Origin of the sequence: Streptococcus oralis (assembly GCF_019334565.1) — a bacterium.
Classification (GTDB): Bacteria; Bacillota; Bacilli; order Lactobacillales; family Streptococcaceae; genus Streptococcus; species Streptococcus oralis_CR.
Map to the genome: position 1 here is coordinate 1,496,248 of NZ_CP079724.1, position 24,909 is coordinate 1,521,156.

Genomic DNA, 24,909 nt, shown 5'->3' on the forward strand with positions numbered 1-24,909 from the left:
GGTGGGGGACGGTCGGAACTATCTTTTTATGAGCTCACTTTGTTCGCTCAGTGATTTTATTTTAAATGATTGCTTTTCGTGTGACGACTGCTACGCCTTCTGGTGCCCAGACAGCGACTTTTGCCCTTCCTGTTACGCGGATCCAGCCTAGGCCTGAGATGACCAGGTCTGTCTTGTCCTTAATGGTAAATACATGCTGGACTAATTTTGGGAAATCTTCTTTTTCCTTGCTATTTGGTGGCGTTAAAAGGGTTCCGAGGTGCTTGTCGTAAAGGGCACTCGCTCCTTCGAGCTTGGTACGGTGGAGTTTTAGTTCATTGTCAAAGAAGGCTGTAAAACCTTGCTTTTCTCCTGCAATAAAGTCAAAGCGTCCGAGACCACCTAGAAACAGGGTTTGTTCAGGATTGAGCTGATAGGTTTTGGGCTTGATTTCCTTTTTAGGACTGACATACTTGAGGTTTTTTGCCGTCAAGTAGTGGGCCATCTGGTGACGGTGGATAATTCCCGGTGTATCGTAGATATAAGATCCGTCGTCAAGCGGAATCTCAATCTTGTCCAAGGTTGTCCCTGGGAAGCGCGAAGTCGTGATGACATTCTGGTCACCCGTTATTTCTTGGATAATGGCATTGATGAGGGTTGATTTTCCAACGTTGGTCACACCGACCACATAGACGTCACGACCCTTTCGGTAGTGTTCAATCTTGTCAATGACTTCCTTGATGGCATGCTTGTTTTGTGCCGAAGTCAGGACGACATCCACAGGGCGAAGACCTTCTTCGTGGGCACGTTCCATGAGCCATTGGCTAATCTTGCCCGGTTTAACAGACTTGGGCAGGATATCTTTTTTATTTCCAACCAAGAGGACATCATTACCCGATACAAAGCGTGGCAAGCCTGGGATGACAGAACCATTAAAGTCAAAAATATCAATGACATTGACCACCAAGGCATCACTGTCCCCCACCTCGTGCAAGAGCTTGAGGAAATCATCGTCCGTCAACTGGACATCTGTGATTTCATTGTAATGACGGAGACGGAAACAGCGTTGGCAATAGACTTCGCCTGTCTCCAATCCTTTTTCGAGTGCCGACTGGGGAGTAAATCCAAGACCAGCCTTGTCTGTCGTCTGAATGGTTGCTCCACAACCAATACAGAGAATTTCTTCCATAGTTAGATTCCTTTTTTATATGTAATCGGTCCGTACTTTTCAGTAATTTGCTTCATGACACGGCGCTCGCGAGCTCGGTTAATCTGCGTCTTGATAGAGTCGTGTTGGACCAAGGGTTTGACTAAGATTGAGCGAATGCCTGCACGATGGGCTGCGCGAATATCTGTCATGAGCTGGTCGCCGACCATGACCACTTCATTTTTCTCATAGTGGAATTCCTTCATGGCACGGTCTATTCCAAAGGTGAAAGGCTTTAAAGCCCAATAAACATAATCAATTCCAAATTTCTCAACTGCGCGTTGGACCCGTTTTTTGGTATTATTTGATACCACGATGATGCGAATACCTGCATCCCGAAGGTCATGTAGCCACTGTTTCATCTCTGGCGTCCCATCAGGGTTGTTCCAAGCAATGAGGGTATTGTCCAGATCGACCAAAACAGCCTTGATACCCTGCGCTTGCAGGCTTGGGACTGTCAGATCATAGACTGCTTCCACAGCAAAGTCTGGCATGTAATTTTCAATCGCCATTCTGGCTCCTTTTCCTTTTAATTTCTAGCAATATTCTTTAAACATTGGGCTAAGACTACCCATAAAATGAGACTAGCTATCAAAATATAAATCCAAGCATTTGGTTCATCTGCAAACGGTAAGGGAACATTCATTCCGAAGAATCCTGTAATAACCGCAAGGATAGCTAGCAAGACTGAGATAATTGTCAAAGTTGTCAAATTATCATTTAGATTATTATTTAGGATGTTGTTGTAAGAGGATGAGAGTTGTTGCAAAACTTGAGAAATCAAGTCTGTCATCGAAACCAACTGATGGGCTTCAATCATGGCATCGTCAAACTGCTCTCTTTCTACCTCATCAAAATTGCGATAAAGAGCATGCCCTTGGATATGTTCTAAGAGGAGACGATTTTGTTTGGCAGCTGCTGTCAGGTAAACCATACCAGTTTCCAAGTCAGAGAGGGCAAAAAGATTTTTTTTAGTTGTTTTTTGACGAAGAAGTGCACTGATTTCATCCTTACTTTTATCCATTTCTTCAATAACCGGATAATAAGCATTGCTAATAATCTCTAAACTGGCAAAAAGAAATTTGTAGATTGAAACAACTTCATGGCTTTCAAGGTAGGTTGCCATACGTTTAATCACATAACTATTCTTGTGATTGCTAATTGTGATCAGCCGTTGTTTTTCAACGATAAAGGTCATCGGAATCGCTTCATAATATTCTTTGTCTTTTTCTAAATCAAGAACATTATAAATGAAGGTTACCGTTCCCGTTTCACGGTGATAGTCCATGTGGGCACGCTCATTTCTATCCAGAGCATACTCGATAGTTTCCTTGTCCAATCCATAGACATCCGAAAGGTCTTCCATGTTTTTAATTTTGTCCACATCAAGGTCTATCCACGTACAATCGTGACCTAATTTTTTCTCTACAAATAGCATACTCTCTCCTTTACCAAACTCCTTCTATTGTACCACAAATCTGCTAAAATAGCCGGCCTATTCAGTACGAGATAGATTGCTGACGACGGTGATATTACGATTGGGAACAAAGTGAAGGGCTTGATCGTCACCTCGCAGTTGCGTTGTACGGATCCCTACGCTAACGACCTTTCCAGAAACGGTAATCGGTCCATTTGTGAGAACCACTTCATCACCCACATCAAGCTGGCGTTCAAAAAGGATGAAGAAGCCATTAATGACATCGGATAGAAAGCCTTGTGCCCCCATACCAATGGCCACCCCAGCAATCCCCGCACCAGCAAGGAGGCTAGAAACTGGAAGTCCTAAAATAGACAGGATGCAATAGAGCAAGAAGAAATAAAGAATGTAGTTAAAGACATTCTCTAGCAAACGAGAAATGGTCTTTTGCCTTCCTGCATCTCGATTGGAAAATTTAAGCGAGGGCTTGACAATCTTTCGTACAGTTGCATGAAGCATCTTTTTTGCTATATAAAATAGCAAAAACAAAATCAAAAGAGAAATCACCTTGGTCAAGAGATTCTCTAACATGGTTGTTAAATCAAGTTTATCAAAATAGCGTTGAAAAAAATCTTGCATATAAAACTCCTTTTTCCTATTATACCATAAAATCGTCCTTCTCTTTTCTTTCATAATTATTCAATTATTGTTCCTATTTTCAAAATATCACTTGCCTCCATAGCATATTTATACTATAATTATAAACAATACATTTGAAGGAGACTGCTATGAAACGAATCATTAGAGCCTGGATCAAGGCAAGCCTCATCAAACGAATCCTTATTGGAATGATTTTGGGAGCTACATTAGGGATGCTCTTTCCAAACCTTACAGGAATTGGTCTGCTTGGAGACCTCTTTGTAGGCGGACTGAAAGCCATCGCTCCTATTTTAGTTTTTGCCCTTGTTGCCAATGCCCTTTCCCAACACCAAAAGGGACAAAACACCAATATGAAGACGGTTATTTTCCTATACTTGCTTGGAACCTTTGCTGCTGCATTAGTAGCCGTTCTAGCTAGTTTCTTACTGCCTGTGCAAATCACCCTGACCAGCGCAAATACAGAAGTTGCTGCTCCTGACGGTATCGGTCAAGTCCTCAGCAATCTACTACTCAAACTGGTGGACAATCCTTTGAATGCCATTGTTGAAGCCAACTATATCGGGATTCTCTCTTGGGCAGTCATCTTTGGTCTGGCTATGAGAGAGGCAAGTAAACACAGTAAAGAATTGCTGAAAACCATGGCGGATGTCACCTCTAAAATTGTCGAATGGATTATCAACCTAGCTCCCTTTGGGATTTTAGGCTTGGTTTTCAAGACCATCTCTGACAAGGGCATTGCCAGTCTGGCTAACTACGGTGTCCTCCTAGGACTCTTGATTGCTACCATGGCCTTTGTTGCTCTCATCGTCAACCCACTCATCGCCTTTCTCTTTATGAGGAAAAATCCCTATCCCCTTGTTTTGAAATGCCTACGTGTCAGTGGTATTACAGCCTTTTTCACTCGTAGCTCTGCCGCCAATATCCCTGTCAATATGAAACTCTGTCAAGACTTGGGGCTGAATCCTGACACCTACTCTGTCTCCATCCCGCTTGGTTCAACCATCAACATGGCTGGCGCTGCTGTTACCATAAATGTCCTGACCTTGGCTGCCGTCAACACACTCGGAATTTCGGTAGACTTTGGGACAGCATTTGTTCTCAGTGTGGTGGCTGCCATTTCTGCCTGCGGAGCCTCTGGAATTGCTGGGGGATCCCTTCTCCTCATTCCTGTAGCTTGTAGCCTCTTTGGGATTTCCAACGACTTGGCTATGCAGGTTGTCGGAGTCGGTTTTGTGATTGGGGTCGTTCAAGACTCCTGCGAAACAGCTCTGAACTCTTCAACAGATGTCCTCTTTACAGCGGTTGCTGAGTATGCTACAAACCGAAAACTTCGTCCCTAGTCTCTAACTCCTCGTTAAACACTTGGCTCTATTAGTTTAGGAAATTTTCATGTCTCTCACTCAACGTACTACCAAACTGGTCTTAGCGACCTGTCTCGCTTGTTTTCTCGCTTATTTTTTAGATTTATCATCAGCAGTTTCAGCTGGAATCATCGCTCTCTTAAGCCTCTCCGACACACGCAGAAGCACGCTGAAATTAGCACGTAACCGCCTCTTTTCCATGATCCTAGCGCTCGCTATCGGTGTTCTAGCCTTTCAGCTGACGGGCTTTCACATCTGGAGTCTGGGCCTCTATCTGGCTCTCTATGTCCCTTTAGCCTATAAAATGGGTTGGGAAATCGGCATCACCCCTAGCAGTGTCTTGGTCGGTCATCTCTTGGTACAGGAGTCTACTTCCCCAGAGCTCTTGCTTAATGAAGTGCTCCTCTTTCTCATCGGGACAAGCTTTGCACTATTGGTCAACCTTTATATGCCCTCTCGTGAGAAAGCCATCCAAAGCTACCACCTTCAGGTCGAGGAAAAGTTAAAAGACATCCTGCTTCGCTTTAAATACTATCTGTCAAGAGGAGACGGACGCAATCAAGCTCAACTCGTTGACCAATTAGACAAGCTCCTCGATGAAGCTCTCAAACTGGTCTACCTGGATCACTCGGACCATCTCTTTCACCAGACGAACTACCACATCCATTACTTTGAGATGAGACAGCGACAAAGTCGCATCCTGCGAAATATGGCCCAGCAGATCAATACCTGTCATCTGGCCGCAAGTGAGAGTTTGATTTTGGCCCAGCTCTTTTCAAAGATTGCTGCTCAGCTAAGCCAGACCAATCCTGCTCATGACCTACTTGATGACATCGAACGCTATCTGCAAGTCTTCCGCAATCGGAGTCTCCCTAAAACACGTGAGGAGTTTGAAACCCGTGCCACCCTCCTGCAACTACTACGCGAAGCTGAAACCTTTATCCAGGTTAAGGTCGATTTTTACCAAAAATATGGAAACTAGAACGCAAAGAACCTCAGAGAATTCCTCTGAGATTCTTTACTGATAGGTCACCAACATAAAAACGAGGAGCAATACAAACAAGGCTATGCTAATCAAGAGAGTTAAAACTTTCACCAAGCGGTTGTTCTGCCAGTAGCCTGGTTTTCCGATATTGCTAGTCGCATCCATGGAAAAGAGTTGGCTTTGGCGAGGTTGGATGAGAACCAGGACAATTAAGGCGACGGCTAGGATTATTCCTATAAGCATCAAAACTTCCATCATTTTCACCTCAAGATTCCTAATAATGTAAAGATCAGGGTAAGAAGGATGAGCAAGCCGAGTAAAATGGAGAAGGTTTTACTGATCTTTTCTCCTCGGGTAGGCTTTTCTTTCTTAAGCGCTCCTTGCTTTAACTCTTCCATACGTCCTTCGACATCCTTGTAAAATAAATCTTTTTTAGTCATGTCCTTCCCCTATTATCCTTTCCATCCTCTCTTGGTAAGTAGCCAAGTCCACATAGTTGGCATGGCGGCCTTGATGTCCAAGGGCTTGGCCCATCTTGTCAAGACTGCTGAGAGCTTCTTGAATCCTCACAATCATGTCTCCAACAGCCTGCACATCAAAGAGGTGTTCTGGAGCTGTGTAAAGTCTGTTATGAGCTGTCTGGTCAAAGGCTAGGATGAGCATATTGTGCTCGAAGGCTTGACGGGCAGCATCCAAAAGCTCGTTTCCGTAATTGATGTCTAGATAGAGATCCGACAGCTGGTAGAGTTCTCGAATCTTTTGCGGACTAGCGTTTTGATAGAGAACGACATTGGGATAGGAAAGCAAAGTCAGCAATTTGGACGACATTTCAGTCACTGCCGCGATTCGGAAGGTCACCATTGGCAAGGACTCAATCAGGGTTTCGATATGCTCGATCTGATCTGAGTTGGTAAGGATCAAGGCATCTGGTCGAACGAAGTTTTCTCTTTTGAACTGATAATGATAACCTAGATGGACAAACTTGTCATGATAGGCTGGATTGGTCAAGACCAAGGCCTGTTCATAGGTAGCCTTGTCTGGTATGAGGATCTGCTTGGCTCTCAGCCCCTCTTGCTCCAAGAGCAGCTGCATATTTCCAGGAAGACAATCATCTAGCGGTTCTTGCCAGACTAAGATATCCTGTCCAGTCTTGTCTGGATAATGGTATGAAACTAAGAAAGAGGTGGCGAGAGTGTTAAAGAGAAGGTGGCGAGTGTCGATTCCCAAATCTTGCAAAAAGAAAATCGTGAATTCTACTCGATTTTTAAAATGGCGCAGGGCTTGTCCGGGCAAGGTTAGGAGGATATCGCCTGTCACATGATTTTCTAGGACAATTTCCTGTCCCTTTGCATCCTGATACTTGGTCAGGATAGCCTGTCCATCCACACTATAAGTGGTCTTGGCAAAGCAGGCTCCGTATCGGTTATAGTGGTCTGCTTGGTAGATGCGACCGGATAGGTCCTTCCAGTCGACTTGCTTGACCAAACGGGCCTGAGGAGCATCCACATAGTGAATCACGCCCCTCTCCCGAGAATCCTCTAGGATATGCGCCGACTGGTTATTGCCCGCAATCTCCCAAAATTCAGGTACGGCTACTTGGTTGAAATAAAGAGCTTTTCCCGACTCGTAACCTAGATAGTAGGTAAAGGGAGAGAGAATCCCATCTGGGAGAAATCCATCTGGTTCGCTCACAACTGTGGCATGGGATAGACCAGCAGCTTCTAAACTTTCGTGCAAATCGCGGCTTTCCTGGCCATAACGATCAAATAGTTGAATCATGCAGGACCTCCTCTATCGTTTTCTTCCACTTGTCCCTTACCTTATCTGTTAAAAATTCTCTAGCTAGGTCATAAGATGCTGTTCGCATATCTGGCAAATGATTTTCCTGATAGAGCTGGCAGATCTTTTCCGCAAAGGATCTTTTAATCGCCGTTTCAACATGGTCATCCGAACTTGGGATCAAGTAGCCATTTTGACCATCCTTGATAAAGGTCTGGTTTCCATAAGGCACATCAAAGCCAATCAGGGGCAAGCCTGAACCAACTGCCTCCATCAAGGTCAGACCAAAGCCTTCGCTGGTTGAGGCTGTCAGATAGACCTCATACTGGGGATAGATCTGAGCTAGATCTGCATGCCCTTTGAGCTGGATATAGTTCTCCGCTTGGTGAGCCGTGATGATTTCCCTTAAAAGGGATTCCTCACCCCCACTGCCATAAATGTCAAAGGTGAGCTCAGGGAGGACTTGATGCGCTTGGATAACCGCCTTGACGAGCCAGTCGATGTGTTTTTCCTTGGCCAGACGCGAAGCGGTAATGAGAGAAAAGGGCTTGCGTTCCCTAGCAGGCTCCGTCAGCTGATCAATGCTCCCAACTGGAATCGTGACGATTCGTGGACGATGCTGACTGTACTGGGCAAATTGACCTTCGAGAACTTCCTTCTGCCGATCCGTAGACACGATAAAGCAATCGACCTTGTCCGCATTTGTAAACTGATACTCATAGTAGTTATTCCAGAGGAGATAGTCTTCGTTACTAGCATTTTCACTATAGTGCTCTGCGTGAACGACAACTGCTAGATGGGCCTTTTGTGCTTCTTCAAAAACAGCCTGACCAATCCCTGTTTCCCTGTCCAAGATGACCAAATCAGACTTGCTCAAGTTCAAACGTTGCATAAAATAGCGCATAAAGGCTGGTTTTCCGTACAGAATCCGGTCCTTAAATCGATAGACCTCTTCTTGGCCTTCAGTCAGCAAGATATCGTAAGCAGTACTGCCGTCTTCATTAAAAAAGCTTCGTTGATAGAGCCTAGCCACCTGGTCTTTAGGTGCGAAATATTCTGTACAGTAGCGTGTGTAGGAGAAATAATCCTTGCGAATCAAGTTCCCCCCAAACACATACTCTGCATGCTGTACTAGATTCTTAGCCGAGTCTACCAAGTAGCAGGTCACAAACTTATCCTCATCTGAAAAGTAGACGCGCAAGACCTTGCCATCCTGTTCCCTATGACTCTCAAGGCCACCAAAAGAGGCCAAAACCTCGTCAACTGTAACACTGGTCGGTGCTAGCTTGATATCTGTAAAATGATTGTAAAGCCAGATTACCTGATCATCCGCAAAGCCGATATTGGCCGTTAAGTGCTGGATATTGTCTGCTAAAATCAAGTCGGTAAAGATAAACTTAGATGCTAGGTCTAAGCTTCTAAAAATCCCTGCTCGGTAGGCCTGGGCATATTCGACACCACTGCTCGCCCAACCGATTCCTAGATTTATATTGTAAATTGTCATATGATCCTCTTTTTATGGAAAATGGGTGAGAATCTCACCTTTGGGCGTTACTTCCACAATCCCCATGAGAAGATTGCGTACCATATCTGTACGGATTTGTTGCTTCATGGTTTCAAAGCCCGCATAGGCCTCCTGATAGTACTCCACGATAGGGTTCTTTTGAGAAGCAGACTGGCTCCCGATTGCTAGACTGAGCTGTTGCAGGTAGTCGACTTGCTCAACCCAGTTGTCATCAATAGCCTTGAGCATGGATATTCTCAGAAAGGAGTCATAGAGCTGGTGAGGTTGGAGGACTTCCTTTTTAGCTTCGATTTCCTTGGCTATTATTTCCTCTAGTAACTCCCGAATCTGATCTGCATCAGCTAAATCCAGATCAGCCGGTAATTCTCTTATCCCAAAGCTAATATTTGTTACGATGAAGTGAAAGAGTTCTTGGGGGCTGCTATAGGCTTTTTCTGAGATTTGTTTGGTATAGTCTGCCAGTATGTCCTCAAGGATATGCTCTAAATCACGGCTCCCATCCAGCAAACGATCTCTTTCTTGGTAGACCATCTGACGCTGGATATTGACGCTTTCCGCATACTCTAAGGTTTGTCTGCGCGCTGAGCGACTGGCACTATCACTAGCCTCTTGAGCTTTTCTGACGAGATTGCGGTACTTGCGAGCCTTGAGTAGGATGGGTTTGCTGATATCTTCCACTTGGTAGTCTTGATACAGGTCGTGAACCCAAGACGGTCCAAACTTTTTGATCACATCATCTTCAAGCGATACGAAAAATTGAGACATGCCTGGATCGCCCTGCCGGCCGGAACGACCTCTGATTTGCAGGTCAATTCGTCGGCTCTCCATCCGCTCGGTACCAATCACAATCAAACCGCCCAATTCTGCGACTCCTGGACCGAGTTTGATATCTGTCCCTCGACCTGCCATAGAAGTCGCAACGGTCACTGCCCCCATCTGTCCAGACTCTGCGATAATCTGGGCTTCACGCGCCGCATGATTGGCATTAAGGACATTGTGAGAAATCCCCTCTCGCAAGAGCAAGGACGAATAAAGCTGGGACATTTCTACAGATCCGACAAAAATCAGGAGTGGATTGCCTTTGGCGTGGTAAGTCTTGATAGCTTCGAGAGAGGCATACACTTTCTCAGGGAGGGTCACATAGAGATTGTCCGGATGGTCCATTCGCCTAAGTGGGCGATTGGTCGGGATACGAATGACGGCCATATTGTAGGTTTCGAAAAACTCTTTTTCAGCCACCTTTCCCGTTCCTGTCATACCTGAGATTTTGCGAAACATCTTAAAGAGACTCTGGTAGGTGATTGAAGCCATGGCTCTGGTTTCAGGAGAAAGCTTCACATGTTCCTTGGCTTCGATGGCTTGGTGGAGACCGCCTTGAAGCTTGGTCATTTCCATCAAACGCCCTGTTCCCTTGTCTAACAAGACCATTTCTTCCCCTCGAACCAGGTAGTCCTTGTCTCTGGTAAAGAGCGTATGGGCTCTAAGAGCATAGACCAGATGCCGAACATAACTAGCGTACTCTTCCTTGTAGAGATGATCGATTCCTAGGAATCCTTCAACCGTCTGGGCCCCCTTTCGGGTTAACCAAACTTGGTCTTTTTCTTCCTTGTAGATGTAGTCTTCTCCCTCAACCAAGGTCGTCACTAGGGTATCAATCATCCCATAATAGTTAGACTGGACGCGGGGAGAGCCTGCGATAATCAAGGGAGTTTGGGCACTATCGAGTAGAATATCATCGATCTCATCGATGATAACATAGTTAAATGGAGGCAGGAACTTTCCTTCATGAGTAGAAGCAAGATTGTCATTGAGATAGTCAAAGCCCAGTACACTATTGGTTGTGTAGACGATGTCTGAGGTGTAGATCTTTCTTTTCTCTTCGGTAGTCAAGTCCTCTTTTGGATCTTCTGAAAAAGGCAGACCGACAGTTAGACCTAAAAATTGGTAGACTGGGCCCATTTCACTTGCGTCCCGTCTAGCCAGATAGTCATTTGTCGTGACTAACATACTGCCTTTTCCCGTTAGGGCATTGAGGTAGAGGGGCATGGTGGCAGTCAAGGTCTTGCCTTCACCCGTATTCATCTCAGCCACATTTCCTTGGTGGATCACGATGGCTCCCATGACTTGCACATCATAGGGAAAGAGACCCAAGACCCGTTTATCCGCCTCACGGACAAGGGCATAGGCTTCTACCAGTAGCTCATCTAAGGTTTCTCCTTGGGCAAGGCGCTGGCGAAACTCCTCTGTCTTTGCAGCCATTTCCTCATTACTGAGGGCAGCCATCTCTTCTTTGAGGGCGTTGATTTGGCTTAAAAGTTTCTTGACCTTTCTCAGTTGTCTTTCTTGATACAAACGATTAAACACCATCATCCTCCTCAATAGAAAACGAAACAAAGTCAAGAGCCTCAAAACCTGCGCTAATCAAGGAGAGGCGATAGGTGTAGGCCGCTTCAGGATAGGTGAAGCTAAAGGAAAATTGCCTTTCAATCTTCTCCTCTATGATTTCCTCATAACGATTTAAAAAGGTCAGTTTGAGATAAAGTCCATTGACCGGTTGAACCCGCATCTTCATGGATAAGCGGTAGGTATGATTTTTCTTAAGAAGAGGGAGGCTCGGCTGGCTTCTAGTAGCCTGATAGTTGACACTAGAAAACCATGTTTTAAGGGTTTCTCCTGAAGCCAACAAAGGATTTTTCAGGGTAACGTGACCATCTGCATGATAGGTGATCTGGCTCCCATAAAGATAAGTAGCTCCCATCTCGCCCCACCTAATATCCTCTCTCTTGATGATAATCATGTCTCACCTCTTCCGTATTCTTCTAGTATCATCTTGTAAAAATGAATAAACCAGGCAACGTTTGTTCCTGTGTCATCGTTGTGTCGACCTGCTGTCCCTTTGGACAAAATCTTAGCTCCTGTCTGGCAAAGTGTCTCCACTAGCTGGTCATAGGCACCACTATCCATATCCTCGTCCTTCATGTAAGAAAGACCAAAGGTCGTCTGGGAAAAATCAGCTTGTTTAAATCGGGTCCAAAAACGTTGGTCCAAGTCCTTCATGTCTTTCTGGCTCACTCCTCCAGTCTGAAGGTGCAAGACATCAAAGCTAGTCGGAAAGACTCCTGGCGCCTCTAGTCGGCCCCGCTGTGCGATGGTTCCTAGATTGGTCAAGGGTTTTCCGACTACGATTCCTTTGGGTTCAAAGTAAGCCCCATAGTAGAGTGCTGGGAAGGTCCCCATTGACAGGCCAGATAGGATCAAGTCACTTCTATCCAAGCCTAGATAGTCTAGATAGTGTTGGATTTTTGCTTGTATGTTGGCTTCCAATTCCTCAGTTCCTAGGTAAAAGGCTCCCCCTTCTAATCGAGGGTCCGAAAAGAGGAGAAAGGGACATTGGAGATTCTTCATCATCCAGTAACCCTCAAAGCCTTCCGCCGGACGATAACCAGAGAAATAGACTGCTAGAGGAGGTTTGAAATCCCCCGGGTGAAAGAAATAGTTGATTTCCTCACGTTTTTTGTCATGCAGGATATTGCCTCCGAGAACAAACTTTCCAAACTGTTTCCGGCTCCAGCGTTGGTGGAGATTGCCGATGTTGACCTTTCCCTGGCCACGCGCTTCAAGAGAAATGCTCAGATAAGCATCATAGTCTTGCTCCACTATGATTGCTGAGGCAAAGTCTGCTTCCTCAAGGAGAATGTCCTGTCTAATCTCTGAAACGGATCCTGCTGGGATTTTTCGCAAACGCAGGCGCAATTCCACTGGTCCACTCTTTTCATATTCGAGCCAGAGTTCGATTGGCGAATGGGCTTGGACAGACTGATTATAGGCCCAAGAGGCTAGTTGCGTATAGTTTTTTCCAAAATCTCCTTCTAACTCCAGATGCTCAAATCCTTGATAGGAGACAGAGCCTTGAAAACTCGGTTGAATTCGTATCGTAGCTGGACTCAGCTTGTCTCCATAACCACCTTCAAAGAGGGAGGTGGAAAGGTCTCGAACAAAGCCCTGTCGGTCTGTTAGGTCCATCGCCTGCATGCAGTGCTGTTTGATGAGGTTCTGAATGTTTTTATCCTGACTTGCAAACTGTTCGGGATAGAAAACCGTATAGGGTTCCAAGCTAGATGCAAAAGGCAACAAATCTACTAGGTAAGCCCCATCCGTGAGAATGACAGCATGAAATTGCTCCAAGTCTTTCTCATCCATGATTTTCTGGATAGCAGACGGTGTGTTGGGAGGAACATGATGCCAGTCTAGTTGAGCTGGTAGGGCAAGCGTATCTTGCCAATCCTCTGGACCGATTTGCAAGATCTTATACTTCTTTTCCATGAGTCACCTCCTCCAACCACTTTTCTAGCTTGATCAGGAATTGCTCTCCAGTGTGTTCCTTTATCTTTTCGATGGAATGGATCAAAGCATCATTCCACACCTGCAGGCTATCGAGATAGTAATGGGCCGCTTGAGCAAAATCGGCAGTGTTTTCCAACAGATAGCCATTTTTTTTATGACTAACATACTCTGTTTTGACCTTGTTGATCTGAGGGATACCAGCACTAATCCCCGCTATCTGAGTATAGAGAAGAGGCTGACAGTTCAAATCGACAATCAAACGAACAAATTCCAACTGCTTGATTAACTCCGACTCATCCTTCATATTGACAAACGAATAGCGCATGGCCTGATGGCGATTGTCCTCAAGCGGATTTTCGGCTCCTTGGTAATCAACTTCTTTTTCCAGTTCCTGGTCCTGAAACTGCTCTGCAACCATCTCAGAAACACGTATTTCCAGCTGCTTCATTTCTTCTTGACTAGCAGCAAAGGCTCCAAAGACCAACTCCGTATCCTTGTTTTCAGAAAGGAAATGCAAGACCTGATAGAGCGCTTGGTCCTCTATCCCCTGCTCAAAGTCCAGTTGATAGTAGAGGATTGACTCCTTCCGAGTCTGGCTCTTTCCTAGCTCCAAGCGCGTATCAAAAGGTGATAAATGACGAAATTTCGTTGCTTGATTTGAAAAGACAGACTGAACCAAGCGCAGGGTGTCCTCTCTGTCGACCAGAACAAGATCCACCTTATCCAGCAGACCTGCCAACTGAGGTAATTGCTCTTGAGGATTTCGTCCGATAAAAAGACTGAGAACCTTAGTGGTTTGGTGAGGCAATCGTTCTAAAAGGAAGTCATTGTGCTGGTCACAAGCAGGCAGAAAATAGGTCGCTCCTTCCTCGGGGAGTTGAGCTATTTTCTTCTCAAAAAACTCCGAAATCAATTCTCCCATATCTTGGTAAGCCTCTTTTTGGAAGCGAAAAGCAAAGATAGGATTGACCTCGATACGGCCATCATCTTGCAAATGCTCTCTAAACTGCCACAATCCCTTGGGATTGAGGTAATCTTGGTAGAGAGCCTGGCCCTCTTCGTAGTAAATCACACTGGAAACCAGCCCCCGATCATCCATCAGGTAGTTGGCAGACAAGAGTCCATCTTCCTTGAAGTACTGAATCGTACTGATAAAACCTTCTATCCCATGCTCCACCTGAGCATAGGGCTTGCCATCCTTCAGCACCAGAATAGTAAAGGGACTGTAAACAAAGTCGCAATCCTCATCCCACTCAATATCTCTGAGCTGCAAGACCTGTGGTCGAATCTCATGAAAATCCTGCAATTCATCAAATAAGGAATAAACTGGTGCTTCTAAAATACCTTGGCGATGGAGAAAATAGCGCAAATGAGGCTGATAGGACAAAAGAAGGACCTGTGCAGGGACCCCTTGGCGTTGCATCAGACGAATCTGATTGAAGGTGTCATCAAATTCTAGCTTAAAATGAGAAAAATACCAAGGTGTCAAATCGGCATGCCAGGGACGCTCCTTGCCATACCAGGCTGGGATAAAGTAATACATCAAAACCTCCTAGAATAGTGGCCGATACCTTTCATTTAATCTGAGCGCCTGCAATTCATCATGAATCGTAAACAGCATACCACTCAAAATTAAAAAGAGTCCAGGAATCATGCTGACTTTTAACAGACTCTCATCCTTCAAGACAAACAAGATTGGAAGTCCAGCCAAGGTAACGTTAAAGACTGCACCTATCAGAGCAAATCGAAGAACCAAGCGATTGATAAAGCGACTGGTATCCTCACCAGGATAGACCCCGTAGATGTAATCTCCTGATTGCTTCATCCGATCTGCGATCTGTTGACCACTCACATTGACAAAGGCAAAGGCAATGCTAAAGACAAAGAGGATAAGGATATAAGCGTATATCCATAAGGGTTTCCCCATCGCATACTGCTCCAGTAGGGCAGGGTAGAGGGGATTTCCCTTATCCAGATATTGAAGTAAGAGCAAGAGATAAGAAGGCAAGCCCATGAGACTCATCACATACATATAAGGCATGCCACCAGCAGGATTGAGCATGATTTCCAGATAGGAATAGCGTTTAAAGCGAGAATGAAGCCCGATTTTATTGATAGGGATGCGGTATCTAGCTCGGTAAAAGAGCACGACTAGATAGGTAAAGAGAACACCAAGCACTACCAATAGGAAAAGCAACCAAGGGGAGATCTTATGAACTTGGACTGATTGGATGATGTCCTGAGGGAGTGAAGCCACCATACTCGCCAATAAAATGACGACAGGTCCTCCAACTCCGATAGACGCATTGATATCTGACAGCCAAACTAAGAAGAAGGTCCCCGCAACCAAAAGGCTGGTATTGAGGAGAAAGACCAAGAAGGGATTGTAGGGAGCTTGGACAGGAAGGTTTGTAGTCAAGGCCAAAGCCTGAATCAAGGCAATCCCTAACGTCAAGTACATTTTCCGTCTATCCTGGACTTCTGAAGAAACCGAGTTTAGGCCCAGTTTCTTTGAAAAGGAAAACATCTGCCACAAGATCATAGCTGACATCCAAGGTGAGAGCCCGATGGAAAAGAGAGAGAGGCTCCGAAGATTTCCACCAGTCAGGGCTACTGAAAAGTCCAGATAGGCTGCGCTTCCTCCGAGAAAATCCTGACTATTGAGATCAACAAAAGGAAGAGCCAGACGACTCCCGAGCACATAAATAAAGAGCAAAAATAGGGTGCGCATCCCTTTTTTTACCGCTATCGATGAACGAAATTCTTTCACTGGCTCCTCCTTTTCTTTTTATCTTTCTGTCCTGTCACACGGGAACAATCTTGTCCTTCCATCTTAGAATTTTCAAATCTCTATCTCAGTTTTCATGAGTTTTCTCGTCCAGATAAGCCTTCAAAGTAGCTACCATTTCTTCTGGTCTTTCTGCTGAGAAAATACCCGCATAAGCACTTTCAGGCAGTTCCTGCGACTGGGTATTGTCAAAAGTCAAGATTGGTTTCTCAAAGCGTGAAATATAGTCATAAACAACACTCAACTTGTCATCGTGGTTAATATCGAGATAGACATCTGTCTGCTGGATCAATTTCTCAACCAAGAGAGGGAAGGTGTTGGGATAGAGGGTCACATTTTCAAAACGTGACAAGAGCATGAGTTCCGGTGCCATCGTTGTATAGGCTGCAATGTAGAAATGCACCTCTGGCAAGGCTTGAACCAGATAGTCGATTTTCTCAAGATGCCAGGAATTGGTCAAATTAACACAAGTCATAGCTGGCTGGTAGACTGTGACTGGATAGTCAATTCCTGCCTGACGCCATTTTTCAGTAATGGCAGACCACTCCATCAGATGATAGTGCCACCAAACCTCACGCAAACGCCCAACCGAATGAGTGTTCCAAGGTTTGTCTTGGGATAGGAAATGCAAGATGGCCGGCAGGGGATCCAAAGGAATCTGGAAGATAAACTCATGTCCATGTGAGGCAGCCCCACTGTCAAAACCAATCTGGAAATTATAGTTTTGATCCAGAGAAGCATAGCTGTCATGAAAGAGCATATTGAGGATGGACTGGTCTCCCTCACTCACATGTTGGTGTTCCTGTTCCGTCAGCTCAACAAGTTTTTTTCTTACAGCTTCTGACCGCCACTTTTTGTTGTTTATCAAGAGAACACCTGCATTAAAGCCAACCCCAACTCCAAAACAAGATGGCGCAGCAGCCAGGTAGTTTTCACCTAAGTCCATTTCAAAGAGGGGCGTCAGGTCAGCCGTCACTACCAAATCACTGTCCAAGTAAAGTACCTTGTCCTCTTCGACAAAATCAGGAATAAAGTAACGGGCAAAGGTCATATGATTGATATGGGGCAGTTTGTTGCTCCAGTTCATCTGAAACTGGGCGCCAAGCATCTTGACATCCACTAATTCACCGCCCATTTGCTCTACTATCGGTCTGAGAGCGCGGAACCACTCCTGAGGAATATCCTGATTAAAGATATAGACCTTGACATGGCTATTATGGTAGCAGAGAGACTTGAGCGCTGTTTCAATCTGGCGAATATAGGCATAATCTCCTGCGAGAACAATTGTTTTTTTCATTTAGTTTCCTTCAGTTTACAACGACTGCTTCTTTGATTCCAAAAGCGTGCGGATAGACTCGATCATTTGATCTACGGCTGCTGGTGAGTATACGTGACTGTAACCACTCGAGTCATGACTAGTGGTTTCAAAAGCAAATATAGGGATTTCTCTTTGCTGCACCTCTTGGATAATGTTTGCAATTTCATCCTCATGATTGATATCCAAGTAAAAGTCAATCTTTTCCAAGACTTTTTTGACATTCATGGGATTAAAGTAAGGATAGAGTCGTACATTCAGATACGATTGCAAGTTCATGATTTCCGGCGCAAAATTGGTATGAGCTAGGATAGAGAACTCTACATCGGGCAATTCTTGGATCAGGTGTTCGATTCTCTCTATGTGACATGTATTGGTAAAAATAGCGGTCGCATACTGGGGAGCTTGAACTAAAGATGCCAATCCTTTATGGAAATCACATTTTTTCATGACGATATCAGGCCACTCTAGTCCGTAGTAAAACCACCAGTCCTCCCTAAAACGATTGAGGTTGATTTGGTACCAAGGCTTGTCCCCTGTATAATGGATAATCTTGGCTGTCTTCTCAGTAGCAAGAGAGTCCCTATACCAAGAATCCATCTGGTAATTTCGAGCCACTGTATCCATACCAACCATAAAATTATAGGTAGCTGGCAGCGATTTCCAACGACCTTCAAAAAGGTGATTTAACACGCCCTGATCACCAAAAACTTGGTCATGCAGTTGGTCTGTCAAGCTCAACAAGTGCTCCGTCACCTTTTCTTGACGCCAGAGGGCCACATTAATCAGCAAGACACCAGAATTAAAAGTGCTAGGAACTAGAGCATCTGCTACAGCAGCTACCGGCCAGTCCACCATATCTTCTAAAAAGAGTTGATCTAGGTTTGATCTAACGATGATATCCGAATCCAGGTACAAGGCTAGGTCTTCGCTGACATACTGAGGAATAAAATAACGAAAGTAAGCCGCGTAACTTAGATGAGCCAAGGGAAGATGATACTCCTTTAAGCCATGATGACTAATCTTGACATTGACGATTTTTGAGGCTAGAGGTTCTAAACGTCTCTCCATGAGCTGAAACCATTCAGATGGCAAATCATCATTGAAAACATAAAAAGTCACTGCTCGGTTATGGGCACAGATTGACTTGATTGTTGTCTCAATCTTGTCCATATATGCATTATCACCACCGAGTACAATGGCTTTTTGAAGCTCTTTTTTCATTTCGTCCCCTTTTCTTTTCACATTCTTTTGGCTACTTTTCTACTACTGTAGTTCTAATTTTTTCGATGATTATCTCACCTTCCTATTATACCTTTTCCCCTAGTTTATTTCAAACTCGAAAGAGGATTTTCCCCTTCTCACATATAGAAAAAACCTTTGAAAAATCATGTTTTCAAAGGTTTTCCATTTTACTATTTATTCATTGATTTTTATATCTTATCAATGACTTTCTTGATCGTCATTCTGATCCTTCTTGGCAAGAAGACCGATACCTGTCACAGCTGCCAATGCTCCCAACAAAGCAGATGCTACCGAAGTCGACGCTCCTGTATTTGGCAAGACTTGTTTCGGCTTGCTTGAAGCGGATTGACCTTGGCTTGCAATGCTGGCCATTGAGAGAGAGGTGCTTGTTGAAGTAGATACCAGAGCACTTGCTGACGCAGATCTACTAATAGAATCTGAAGCCGAGAGACTAGTACTAATCGACATTGACTCGCTCGCTGACATGCTTGCTGAAATCGAAGCACTTGTTAGAGCCGATTCACTGGCTAACATGCTAGCTGAGAGTGATGCGCTCGTTGAAGTAGATTCGCTCACTGATGTACTTGCTGAGATCGAGGCACTTGTTAGAGCAGATTCACTGGCTAATACGCTAGCTGAGAGTGATGCACTCGTTGAAGTAGATTCGCTCAATGAAGTACTTGTTGAGATCGAAGCACTTTCCAACGCCAACTCGTCCGCTAGCATACTTGCAGAAGTTGAAGTACTTGTTGAAGCGGATTGACTCGAACTTGCCGATACAGACTCACTTGTGCTGACTGAGGCTGACTCACTTGCGCTTACTGAAGCGGATTCGCTGGAGCTTACAGAGGCAGACTGGCTGGCACTCGCTGAGGCTGACTGACTCGAACTTGCTGAAGCCGATTGGCTCGAACTTGCTGATGCAGATTCACTTGCGCTCGCTGAGGCGGATTGGCTCGAACTTGCTGATGCAGATTCACTCGAGCTCACTGACGCTGACTGACTCGAACTTACTGAGGCAGATTGACTTGAGCTTACTGACGCTGACTGGCTGGAGCTCGCTGAGGCTGATTGACTTGCACTTACAGAAGCGGATTGGCTGGCACTCAATGAAGCGGATTGACTAGAGCTCACTGACGCTGATTGACTCGAGCTCGCTGATGCAGATTCACTTGCACTCGTTGAAGCTGATTGACTTGCGCTCGTTGAAGCTGATTGGCTAGCGCTCGCGAAGGCGGATTGACTGGCACTCAATGAAGCGGATTGACTGGCACTTACTGATGCGGATTGGCTCGAGCTTACGGATGCTGATTGACTTGAGCTTACCGATGCAGATTGGCTGGCACTTGCTGAAGCAGATTGACTCGAACTCGCTGAAGCAGACTGACTAGCACTCACTGAGGCGGATTGGCTCGAGCTCGCTGAGGCGGATTGACTCGAACTTACTGATGCGGATTGACTGGCACTCACTGATGCGGATTGACTGGCACTCAATGATGCAGATTGACTCGAACTTACGGATGCTGACTCACTTGAGCTTGCCGAAGCTGATTGACTCGAGCTTACTGATGCTGACTGACTTGCGCTCACTGATGCTGACTGGCTCGAACTTACTGAGACAGACTGGCTGGAGCTTACAGACGCTGACTGACTCGAACTTGCCGACGCCGATTGACTTGCGCTCACTGAAGCTGACTGACTCGAACTTACTGATGCTGATTGACTCGAGCTTAATGAGGCTGATTGGCTGGAGCTTGCAGATGCAGATTGACTCGAACTCAATGATGCGGATTGGCTCGAACTTACCGATGCTGACTGACTTGCGCTCACTGAAGCGGATTGGCTCGCGCTGGCTGAAGCGGATTGACTGGCACTTACTGATGCAGATCGGCTTGAGCTGACTGAGGCAGACTGACTTGCGCTCACTGACGCTGACTGACTTGCACTTGCAGATGCAGATTGACTCGAACTCGCTGAAGCAGACTGACTTGCACTCAATGATGCTGATTCACTTGCGCTCACTGAAGCGGATTGGCTTGAGCTTACGGACGCAGACTGGCTGGCACTCACTGAAGCGGATTGGCTCGAACTTACTGAAGCGGATTGGCTGGCACTTACCGAAGCTGACTGGCTGGCACTCAATGATGCAGATTGACTCGAGCTTACTGAGGCAGACTGACTTGCGCTCACTGATGCTGATTGACTTGCACTCGCTGAAGCGGATTGGCTAGCGCTCGCTGAGGCTGATTCGCTTGAACTTACTGAGGCTGATTGACTTGCGCTCGCTGAGGCTGACTCACTCGCACTTACAGAAGCGGATTGACTAGCACTCGCTGAAGCTGACTGACTAGCACTTACTGATGCTGACTCACTTGCACTCAATGATGCAGATTGACTCGAGCTTACAGATGCAGATTCGCTTGAACTTACTGAGGCTGATTGACTCGCGCTGGCTGAAGCGGATTGGCTTGTGCTTACAGACGCTGATTGACTGGCGCTCACGGATGCTGATTGGCTGGAGCTCGCTGAGGCTGATTGACTGGCGCTCACGGATGCTGATTGGCTGGAGCTTACTGAAGCGGATTGGCTAGCACTCAATGAAGCCGATTGACTAGAGCTCACTGACGCTGATTGACTTGAACTCATTGACGCTGATTGGCTAGCACTCGCTGAAGCTGACTGGCTTGAACTTACTGAGGCTGACTGGCTGGAGCTCGCTGAGGCTGATTGGCTAGCACTCACTGAGGCAGACTGACTTGCACTTGCTGAGGCCGATTGACTCGAGCTCGCTGATGCAGATTCACTTGCACTCAATGATGCAGATTGACTCGAGCTTACTGAGGCAGACTGACTTGCGCTCACTGAGGCTGATTGACTTGAGCTCGCTGAAGCGGATTGGCTTGCGCTCGCTGAGGCGGATTGACTTGCGCTTACTGAGGCGGACTGGCTAGCACTCAATGAAGCCGATTCGCTCGAACTTACTGAGGCGGACTGACTAGCGCTGACTGAAGCTGACTGACTCGAACTTGCAGATGCAGACTGACTGGCACTCACTGAAGCCGATTGACTCGAACTTGCCGACGCAGATTGACTAGCGCTGGATGAAGCCGATTGACTTGAGCTTACAGACGCTGATTGACTAGCGCTGACTGAAGCTGACTGACTTGCGCTGACTGAAGCGGACTGGCTGGAGCTTGCAGATGCAGACTGACTGGCACTCACTGACGCTGACTCACTCGCACTTACTGAAGCAGATTGACTAGCACTCAATGAAGCGGATTGACTGGCGCTTACTGAAGCTGACTGGCTGGCACTTACTGAAGCCGATTCGCTTGAGCTGACTGATGCGGATTGACTCGAACTCAATGATGCTGATTGGCTAGCGCTCGCTGAGGCGGATTGACTCGAACTTACTGATGCGGACTGGCTTGAGCTTACTGATGCGGATTGGCTAGCACTCGCTGAAGCCGATTGACTCGAACTTACTGAAACTGACTGGCTCGCGCTGGCTGAAGCCGATTCACTTGCACTTGCCGATGCGGACTCACTTGCGCTTACTGAAGCTGATTGGCTGGAGCTTGCAGACGCTGACTGACTTGCACTTACTGAGGCTGACTGACTCGAGCTTGCAGACGCTGACTGGCTAGCGCTAGCTGACGCTGACTGGCTCGAACTCAATGATGCTGATTGGCTAGCGCTCACTGACGCTGATTGACTCGAACTTACTGAGGTAGACTGACTCGAGCTTGCTGACGCTGACTGGCTAGCGCTGGCTGACGCTGATTGGCTCGAACTTACTGAAGTTGACTGACTCGCGCTCACTGAAGCGGATTGACTCGAACTTGCAGATGCGGATTGACTCGAGCTTACTGAAGCAGACTGACTTGCGCTCACTGAAGCGGATTGGCTGACACTCGCTGACGCTGATTGGCTCGAACTTACTGAAGCAGACTGACTTGCGCTCACTGAAGCTGATCGACTCGCACTCGCTGAAGCGGACTGACTCGAACTTGCAGACGCTGACTGACTCGAGCTCACCGAGGCTGACTCACTCGAGCTCACCGAGGCAGACTGGCTATTACTTACTGAAATTGACGCTTGATTTGGCGTAATTTGTCCATTAAACACATCTGAAACCAAACCATCCACTGTCGTACTAGCAGTCACTGGTCCACTAGGAAGTCGTCCTCCATTGCGATCATATACTTTCTTCAAGTCAGTTGCAGTAAAGGTTACACTAGTAGAACTCCCCGTTGCCTGTTTGGTAAATGTTTCACCTGCAATTGTTAAAGTAACTGTCCCACCTGGAGCAACCCCATCCACCGTAATCGCTTGATTTGAGAGCCCACCTTTTTCGTTAAGATATTGATTCTCTATCCTTGGCGTCTGAGGACGCACAGTAAAGCTCACGTCAATTTCATCCGTACTTCCATCTGGATAAGTTACCACGGCTGTTAACTGATGACGACCAGCTGGTAAATCTGTATTGGTTCCAGATTTCCAAGTATAGGTTGTTCTAGTTCCCTTAGTAATTCCTGAGGTAGGAAACTCCGGAGTCCCTTGGGCATTCGTGATGTACTGACTAGCTTCACCAACAGAGATTGTTCCCGAATTTGTCGTAAGAGTAAAGTTTCGATTCACCTCAGCATTGATGGCTGGTTCGTACTTTTCAGACTGAGCATGGACTTCAAATTGAATTGCGGCAGGGTTGGCTGTTAAATCTTTTACAAGACCTACGTCAGTAGTATTTCCGCTAAAATTACCTTCCTGATCATAGGTGAAAACATAACGGGTCCACAAACTATTTACTGCTTGATTTTTTCCAACAGAACCCGTGATTGAAACGGTGAAAGGATTGGTTGTTGTCGCATTTCCATCCTTCGCTAGCCTATCTGTCGGAACAATCATTCTGATACTTTGACCATTACTCGTAGTGAATGAGACAACAGTTGAAGTAGCCGGATAGGCCGCGGGAACAGCAGTAGGGACAAATTTTGCATGTTCAATTCGACCACTGTTATCAGTAAACTCAATGGTCGCAGAAAAATTTTCTTCTCGATAAATTTTAAATTTTTGTCCTTCTAGAACTGCGCCACCTGTAACGGTTATTTTCTGAAGTTCTGGCTTCTCAGTATCCCTAGCAGCTCTGAAGCTAGCGGTATTTGAAGCTTTGGTCAAAGCTTGTCCGTTTCTGCTGTCACGAAGTCCAGACTTGGCACGTAACACAGCATTTGCAATGCTATTTCGAGCTTCTGTAGCCTTATTCAAAATAGAAGTAAAATCAGAAAGCTCCCCTTTCAAGGCATCTGCTATCTCATTCTTCGCTAGACTAGCCTTCGTGATCGCCTCATCCGAGTTTGGAAGCCCCTGAGCTTGAGCTAGAAACTGCCCAATCTCAGCAGACAAAGCCTCTAATTTCTTCCGTTTTTCTTCACTTTGCTTTTCTGTCAAGGCTAGGGAAGTCATTGTGAGACTCGATTCAGCCGTCACACCTTCATTCTTTACACGACCAGACTGACTTTGAGGCAAGGATTCTGTAGAAAAATCAACTGCTTTTAATTCTTTCGAAGGTTGTGATTCTTTCACTGTCTCCCGAGCTGACTCACTTGCTTGGTACTGACTTTGAACACCAACTGAAGCTCTCTCTGACAGATTACTATTCGCTTGATTTTGTGTCCCAAGGGATTCACTTGAACTAGCAGTTACACTTTGACTGTTTGCAAAGGATTGACTAGTAGAAGCAGATTGGCTCATCGACTGGCTCATGCTAGAAGAGCTTGAGGCACTGACAGACTGACTCGTAGAGGCAGATTGACTGGCGCTCTGCGAATTGAATTCTGACAATGACTGGCTTTGACTGGTAGACAAAGACAAGCTAGCAGCATCTTGATGATCCTGTGTCGTCCCTAGCACTACTGAATCTCTCGTCGCCAGGGTATCTTTTGATTCGACAGTCTTTTCAACAGCGACTGCATCATTGGCATAAACACGCGTTTGCGTCGCAGCAAAACCACCTAAGATCGTCCCCGTAGCTGCTATCCCTTTCAAGACATCCAAGCCGGTCAACTTCTGACCTTCTTGCTTTTCAACAATTTCTGTCTTTACTTGGCTCGTATCCGCACTTCCACGCATCACCTTAAATAAGCCAAAAAGGGAAGTCGAGGCCCGTAGCCAATGCTTCCCTGATTTGATTAATTTGAACCGAGTTACACGGTCTGTTTCTCTATATTCACCCTTCTGGCGTCTAAAAAACATGTTCATCCCCTCAACTTGAAAAAGATCTATTCACCTATAAAAACTATCT

At 45.9% G+C, this 24,909-nt stretch carries 18 protein-coding genes; 2 read left to right on the plus strand and 16 right to left on the minus strand.

The window, feature by feature from the left end:
* Nucleotides 1-61: 61 nt before the first annotated feature.
* The 4 genes from yqeH to KX728_RS07370 are packed head-to-tail and all read right to left on the minus strand — an operon-like array spanning nt 62 to nt 3,242.
* Nucleotides 62-1,168, minus strand: a complete 1,107-nt coding sequence (gene yqeH, locus KX728_RS07355) for a ribosome biogenesis GTPase YqeH (protein WP_215804393.1) — start codon at nt 1,166-1,168, stop codon at nt 62-64.
* Between the two features lie 2 nt (nt 1,169-1,170).
* The gene (locus KX728_RS07360; protein ID WP_006153778.1) at nt 1,171-1,698 is read right to left on the minus strand and encodes a YqeG family HAD IIIA-type phosphatase; all 528 of its coding nucleotides are present in this window, start codon (nt 1,696-1,698) and stop codon (nt 1,171-1,173) included.
* Nucleotides 1,699-1,715: 17 nt separating this feature from the next.
* The gene (locus KX728_RS07365) at nt 1,716-2,624 is read right to left on the minus strand and encodes a magnesium transporter CorA family protein (protein WP_215804392.1); all 909 of its coding nucleotides are present in this window, start codon (nt 2,622-2,624) and stop codon (nt 1,716-1,718) included.
* A 57-nt stretch (nt 2,625-2,681) separates the two neighbouring features.
* Nucleotides 2,682-3,242 (minus strand): mechanosensitive ion channel family protein, encoded by a 561-nt coding sequence (locus tag KX728_RS07370; protein WP_001150572.1) that lies wholly within the window; start codon nt 3,240-3,242, stop codon nt 2,682-2,684.
* A 149-nt stretch (nt 3,243-3,391) separates the two neighbouring features.
* Here KX728_RS07370 and sstT point away from each other — a divergent pair, with 149 nt between their 5' ends.
* Together sstT and KX728_RS07380 are read left to right on the plus strand one after the other, a co-directional pair.
* A complete protein-coding gene (gene sstT, locus KX728_RS07375) occupies nt 3,392-4,603 on the plus strand; it encodes a serine/threonine transporter SstT (protein WP_215804391.1) in 1,212 nt (403 codons plus the stop codon).
* A 49-nt stretch (nt 4,604-4,652) separates the two neighbouring features.
* Nucleotides 4,653-5,606, plus strand: a complete 954-nt coding sequence (locus KX728_RS07380) for an aromatic acid exporter family protein (protein ID WP_215804390.1) — start codon at nt 4,653-4,655, stop codon at nt 5,604-5,606.
* Between the two features lie 36 nt (nt 5,607-5,642).
* Here KX728_RS07380 and asp5 read toward each other — a convergent pair whose 3' ends face one another.
* The 12 genes from asp5 to KX728_RS07440 form a co-directional block, all read right to left on the minus strand.
* The gene (gene asp5 / locus KX728_RS07385; RefSeq protein ID WP_044021264.1) at nt 5,643-5,867 is read right to left on the minus strand and encodes an accessory Sec system protein Asp5; all 225 of its coding nucleotides are present in this window, start codon (nt 5,865-5,867) and stop codon (nt 5,643-5,645) included.
* 2 nt (nt 5,868-5,869) lie between these two features.
* Nucleotides 5,870-6,049, minus strand: a complete 180-nt coding sequence (gene asp4 / locus KX728_RS07390) for an accessory Sec system protein Asp4 (RefSeq protein WP_000161925.1) — start codon at nt 6,047-6,049, stop codon at nt 5,870-5,872.
* Nucleotides 6,042-7,388, minus strand: a complete 1,347-nt coding sequence (gene gtfB, locus KX728_RS07395; protein ID WP_215804389.1) for an accessory Sec system glycosylation chaperone GtfB — start codon at nt 7,386-7,388, stop codon at nt 6,042-6,044. The genes asp4 and gtfB overlap by 8 nt, the downstream gene beginning before the upstream one ends.
* Nucleotides 7,372-8,892 carry an accessory Sec system glycosyltransferase GtfA gene (gtfA, locus tag KX728_RS07400; protein ID WP_215804388.1) on the minus strand — a complete coding sequence of 507 codons (1,521 nt, stop codon included), beginning with the start codon at nt 8,890-8,892 and terminating at the stop codon, nt 7,372-7,374. Before gtfA ends, gtfB begins: the two co-directional genes overlap by 17 nt.
* Before the next feature lie 12 nt (nt 8,893-8,904).
* The gene (gene secA2, locus KX728_RS07405; RefSeq protein WP_215804949.1) at nt 8,905-11,277 is read right to left on the minus strand and encodes an accessory Sec system translocase SecA2; all 2,373 of its coding nucleotides are present in this window, start codon (nt 11,275-11,277) and stop codon (nt 8,905-8,907) included.
* On the minus strand, nt 11,270-11,710 hold the full coding sequence (gene asp3, locus KX728_RS07410) for an accessory Sec system protein Asp3 (RefSeq protein WP_070696606.1): 441 nt from the start codon (nt 11,708-11,710) through the stop codon (nt 11,270-11,272). The genes secA2 and asp3 overlap by 8 nt, the downstream gene beginning before the upstream one ends.
* Entirely contained in the window at nt 11,707-13,236 is a 1,530-nt protein-coding gene (gene asp2, locus KX728_RS07415) for an accessory Sec system protein Asp2 (protein ID WP_215804387.1), read from the minus strand. Before asp2 ends, asp3 begins: the two co-directional genes overlap by 4 nt.
* Nucleotides 13,220-14,800: an accessory Sec system protein Asp1 gene (asp1, locus tag KX728_RS07420; RefSeq protein WP_215804386.1), complete on the minus strand. Its 1,581-nt coding sequence runs from the start codon at nt 14,798-14,800 to the stop codon at nt 13,220-13,222. Before asp1 ends, asp2 begins: the two co-directional genes overlap by 17 nt.
* Before the next feature lie 9 nt (nt 14,801-14,809).
* Nucleotides 14,810-16,027, minus strand: a complete 1,218-nt coding sequence (gene secY2 / locus KX728_RS07425) for an accessory Sec system protein translocase subunit SecY2 (protein WP_215804385.1) — start codon at nt 16,025-16,027, stop codon at nt 14,810-14,812.
* A gap of 85 nt (nt 16,028-16,112) precedes the next feature.
* The gene (locus tag KX728_RS07430; RefSeq protein WP_215804384.1) at nt 16,113-17,342 is read right to left on the minus strand and encodes a glycosyltransferase; all 1,230 of its coding nucleotides are present in this window, start codon (nt 17,340-17,342) and stop codon (nt 16,113-16,115) included.
* A gap of 15 nt (nt 17,343-17,357) precedes the next feature.
* Complete coding sequence (locus KX728_RS07435; protein WP_215804383.1) at nt 17,358-18,584, minus strand: glycosyltransferase; 1,227 nt, start codon at nt 18,582-18,584, stop codon at nt 17,358-17,360.
* Between the two features lie 219 nt (nt 18,585-18,803).
* Nucleotides 18,804-24,860, minus strand: coding sequence for an accessory Sec-dependent serine-rich glycoprotein adhesin (locus KX728_RS07440; RefSeq protein ID WP_215804382.1), 6,057 nt, complete (start codon nt 24,858-24,860; stop codon nt 18,804-18,806).
* Nucleotides 24,861-24,909 lie beyond the last annotated feature (49 nt).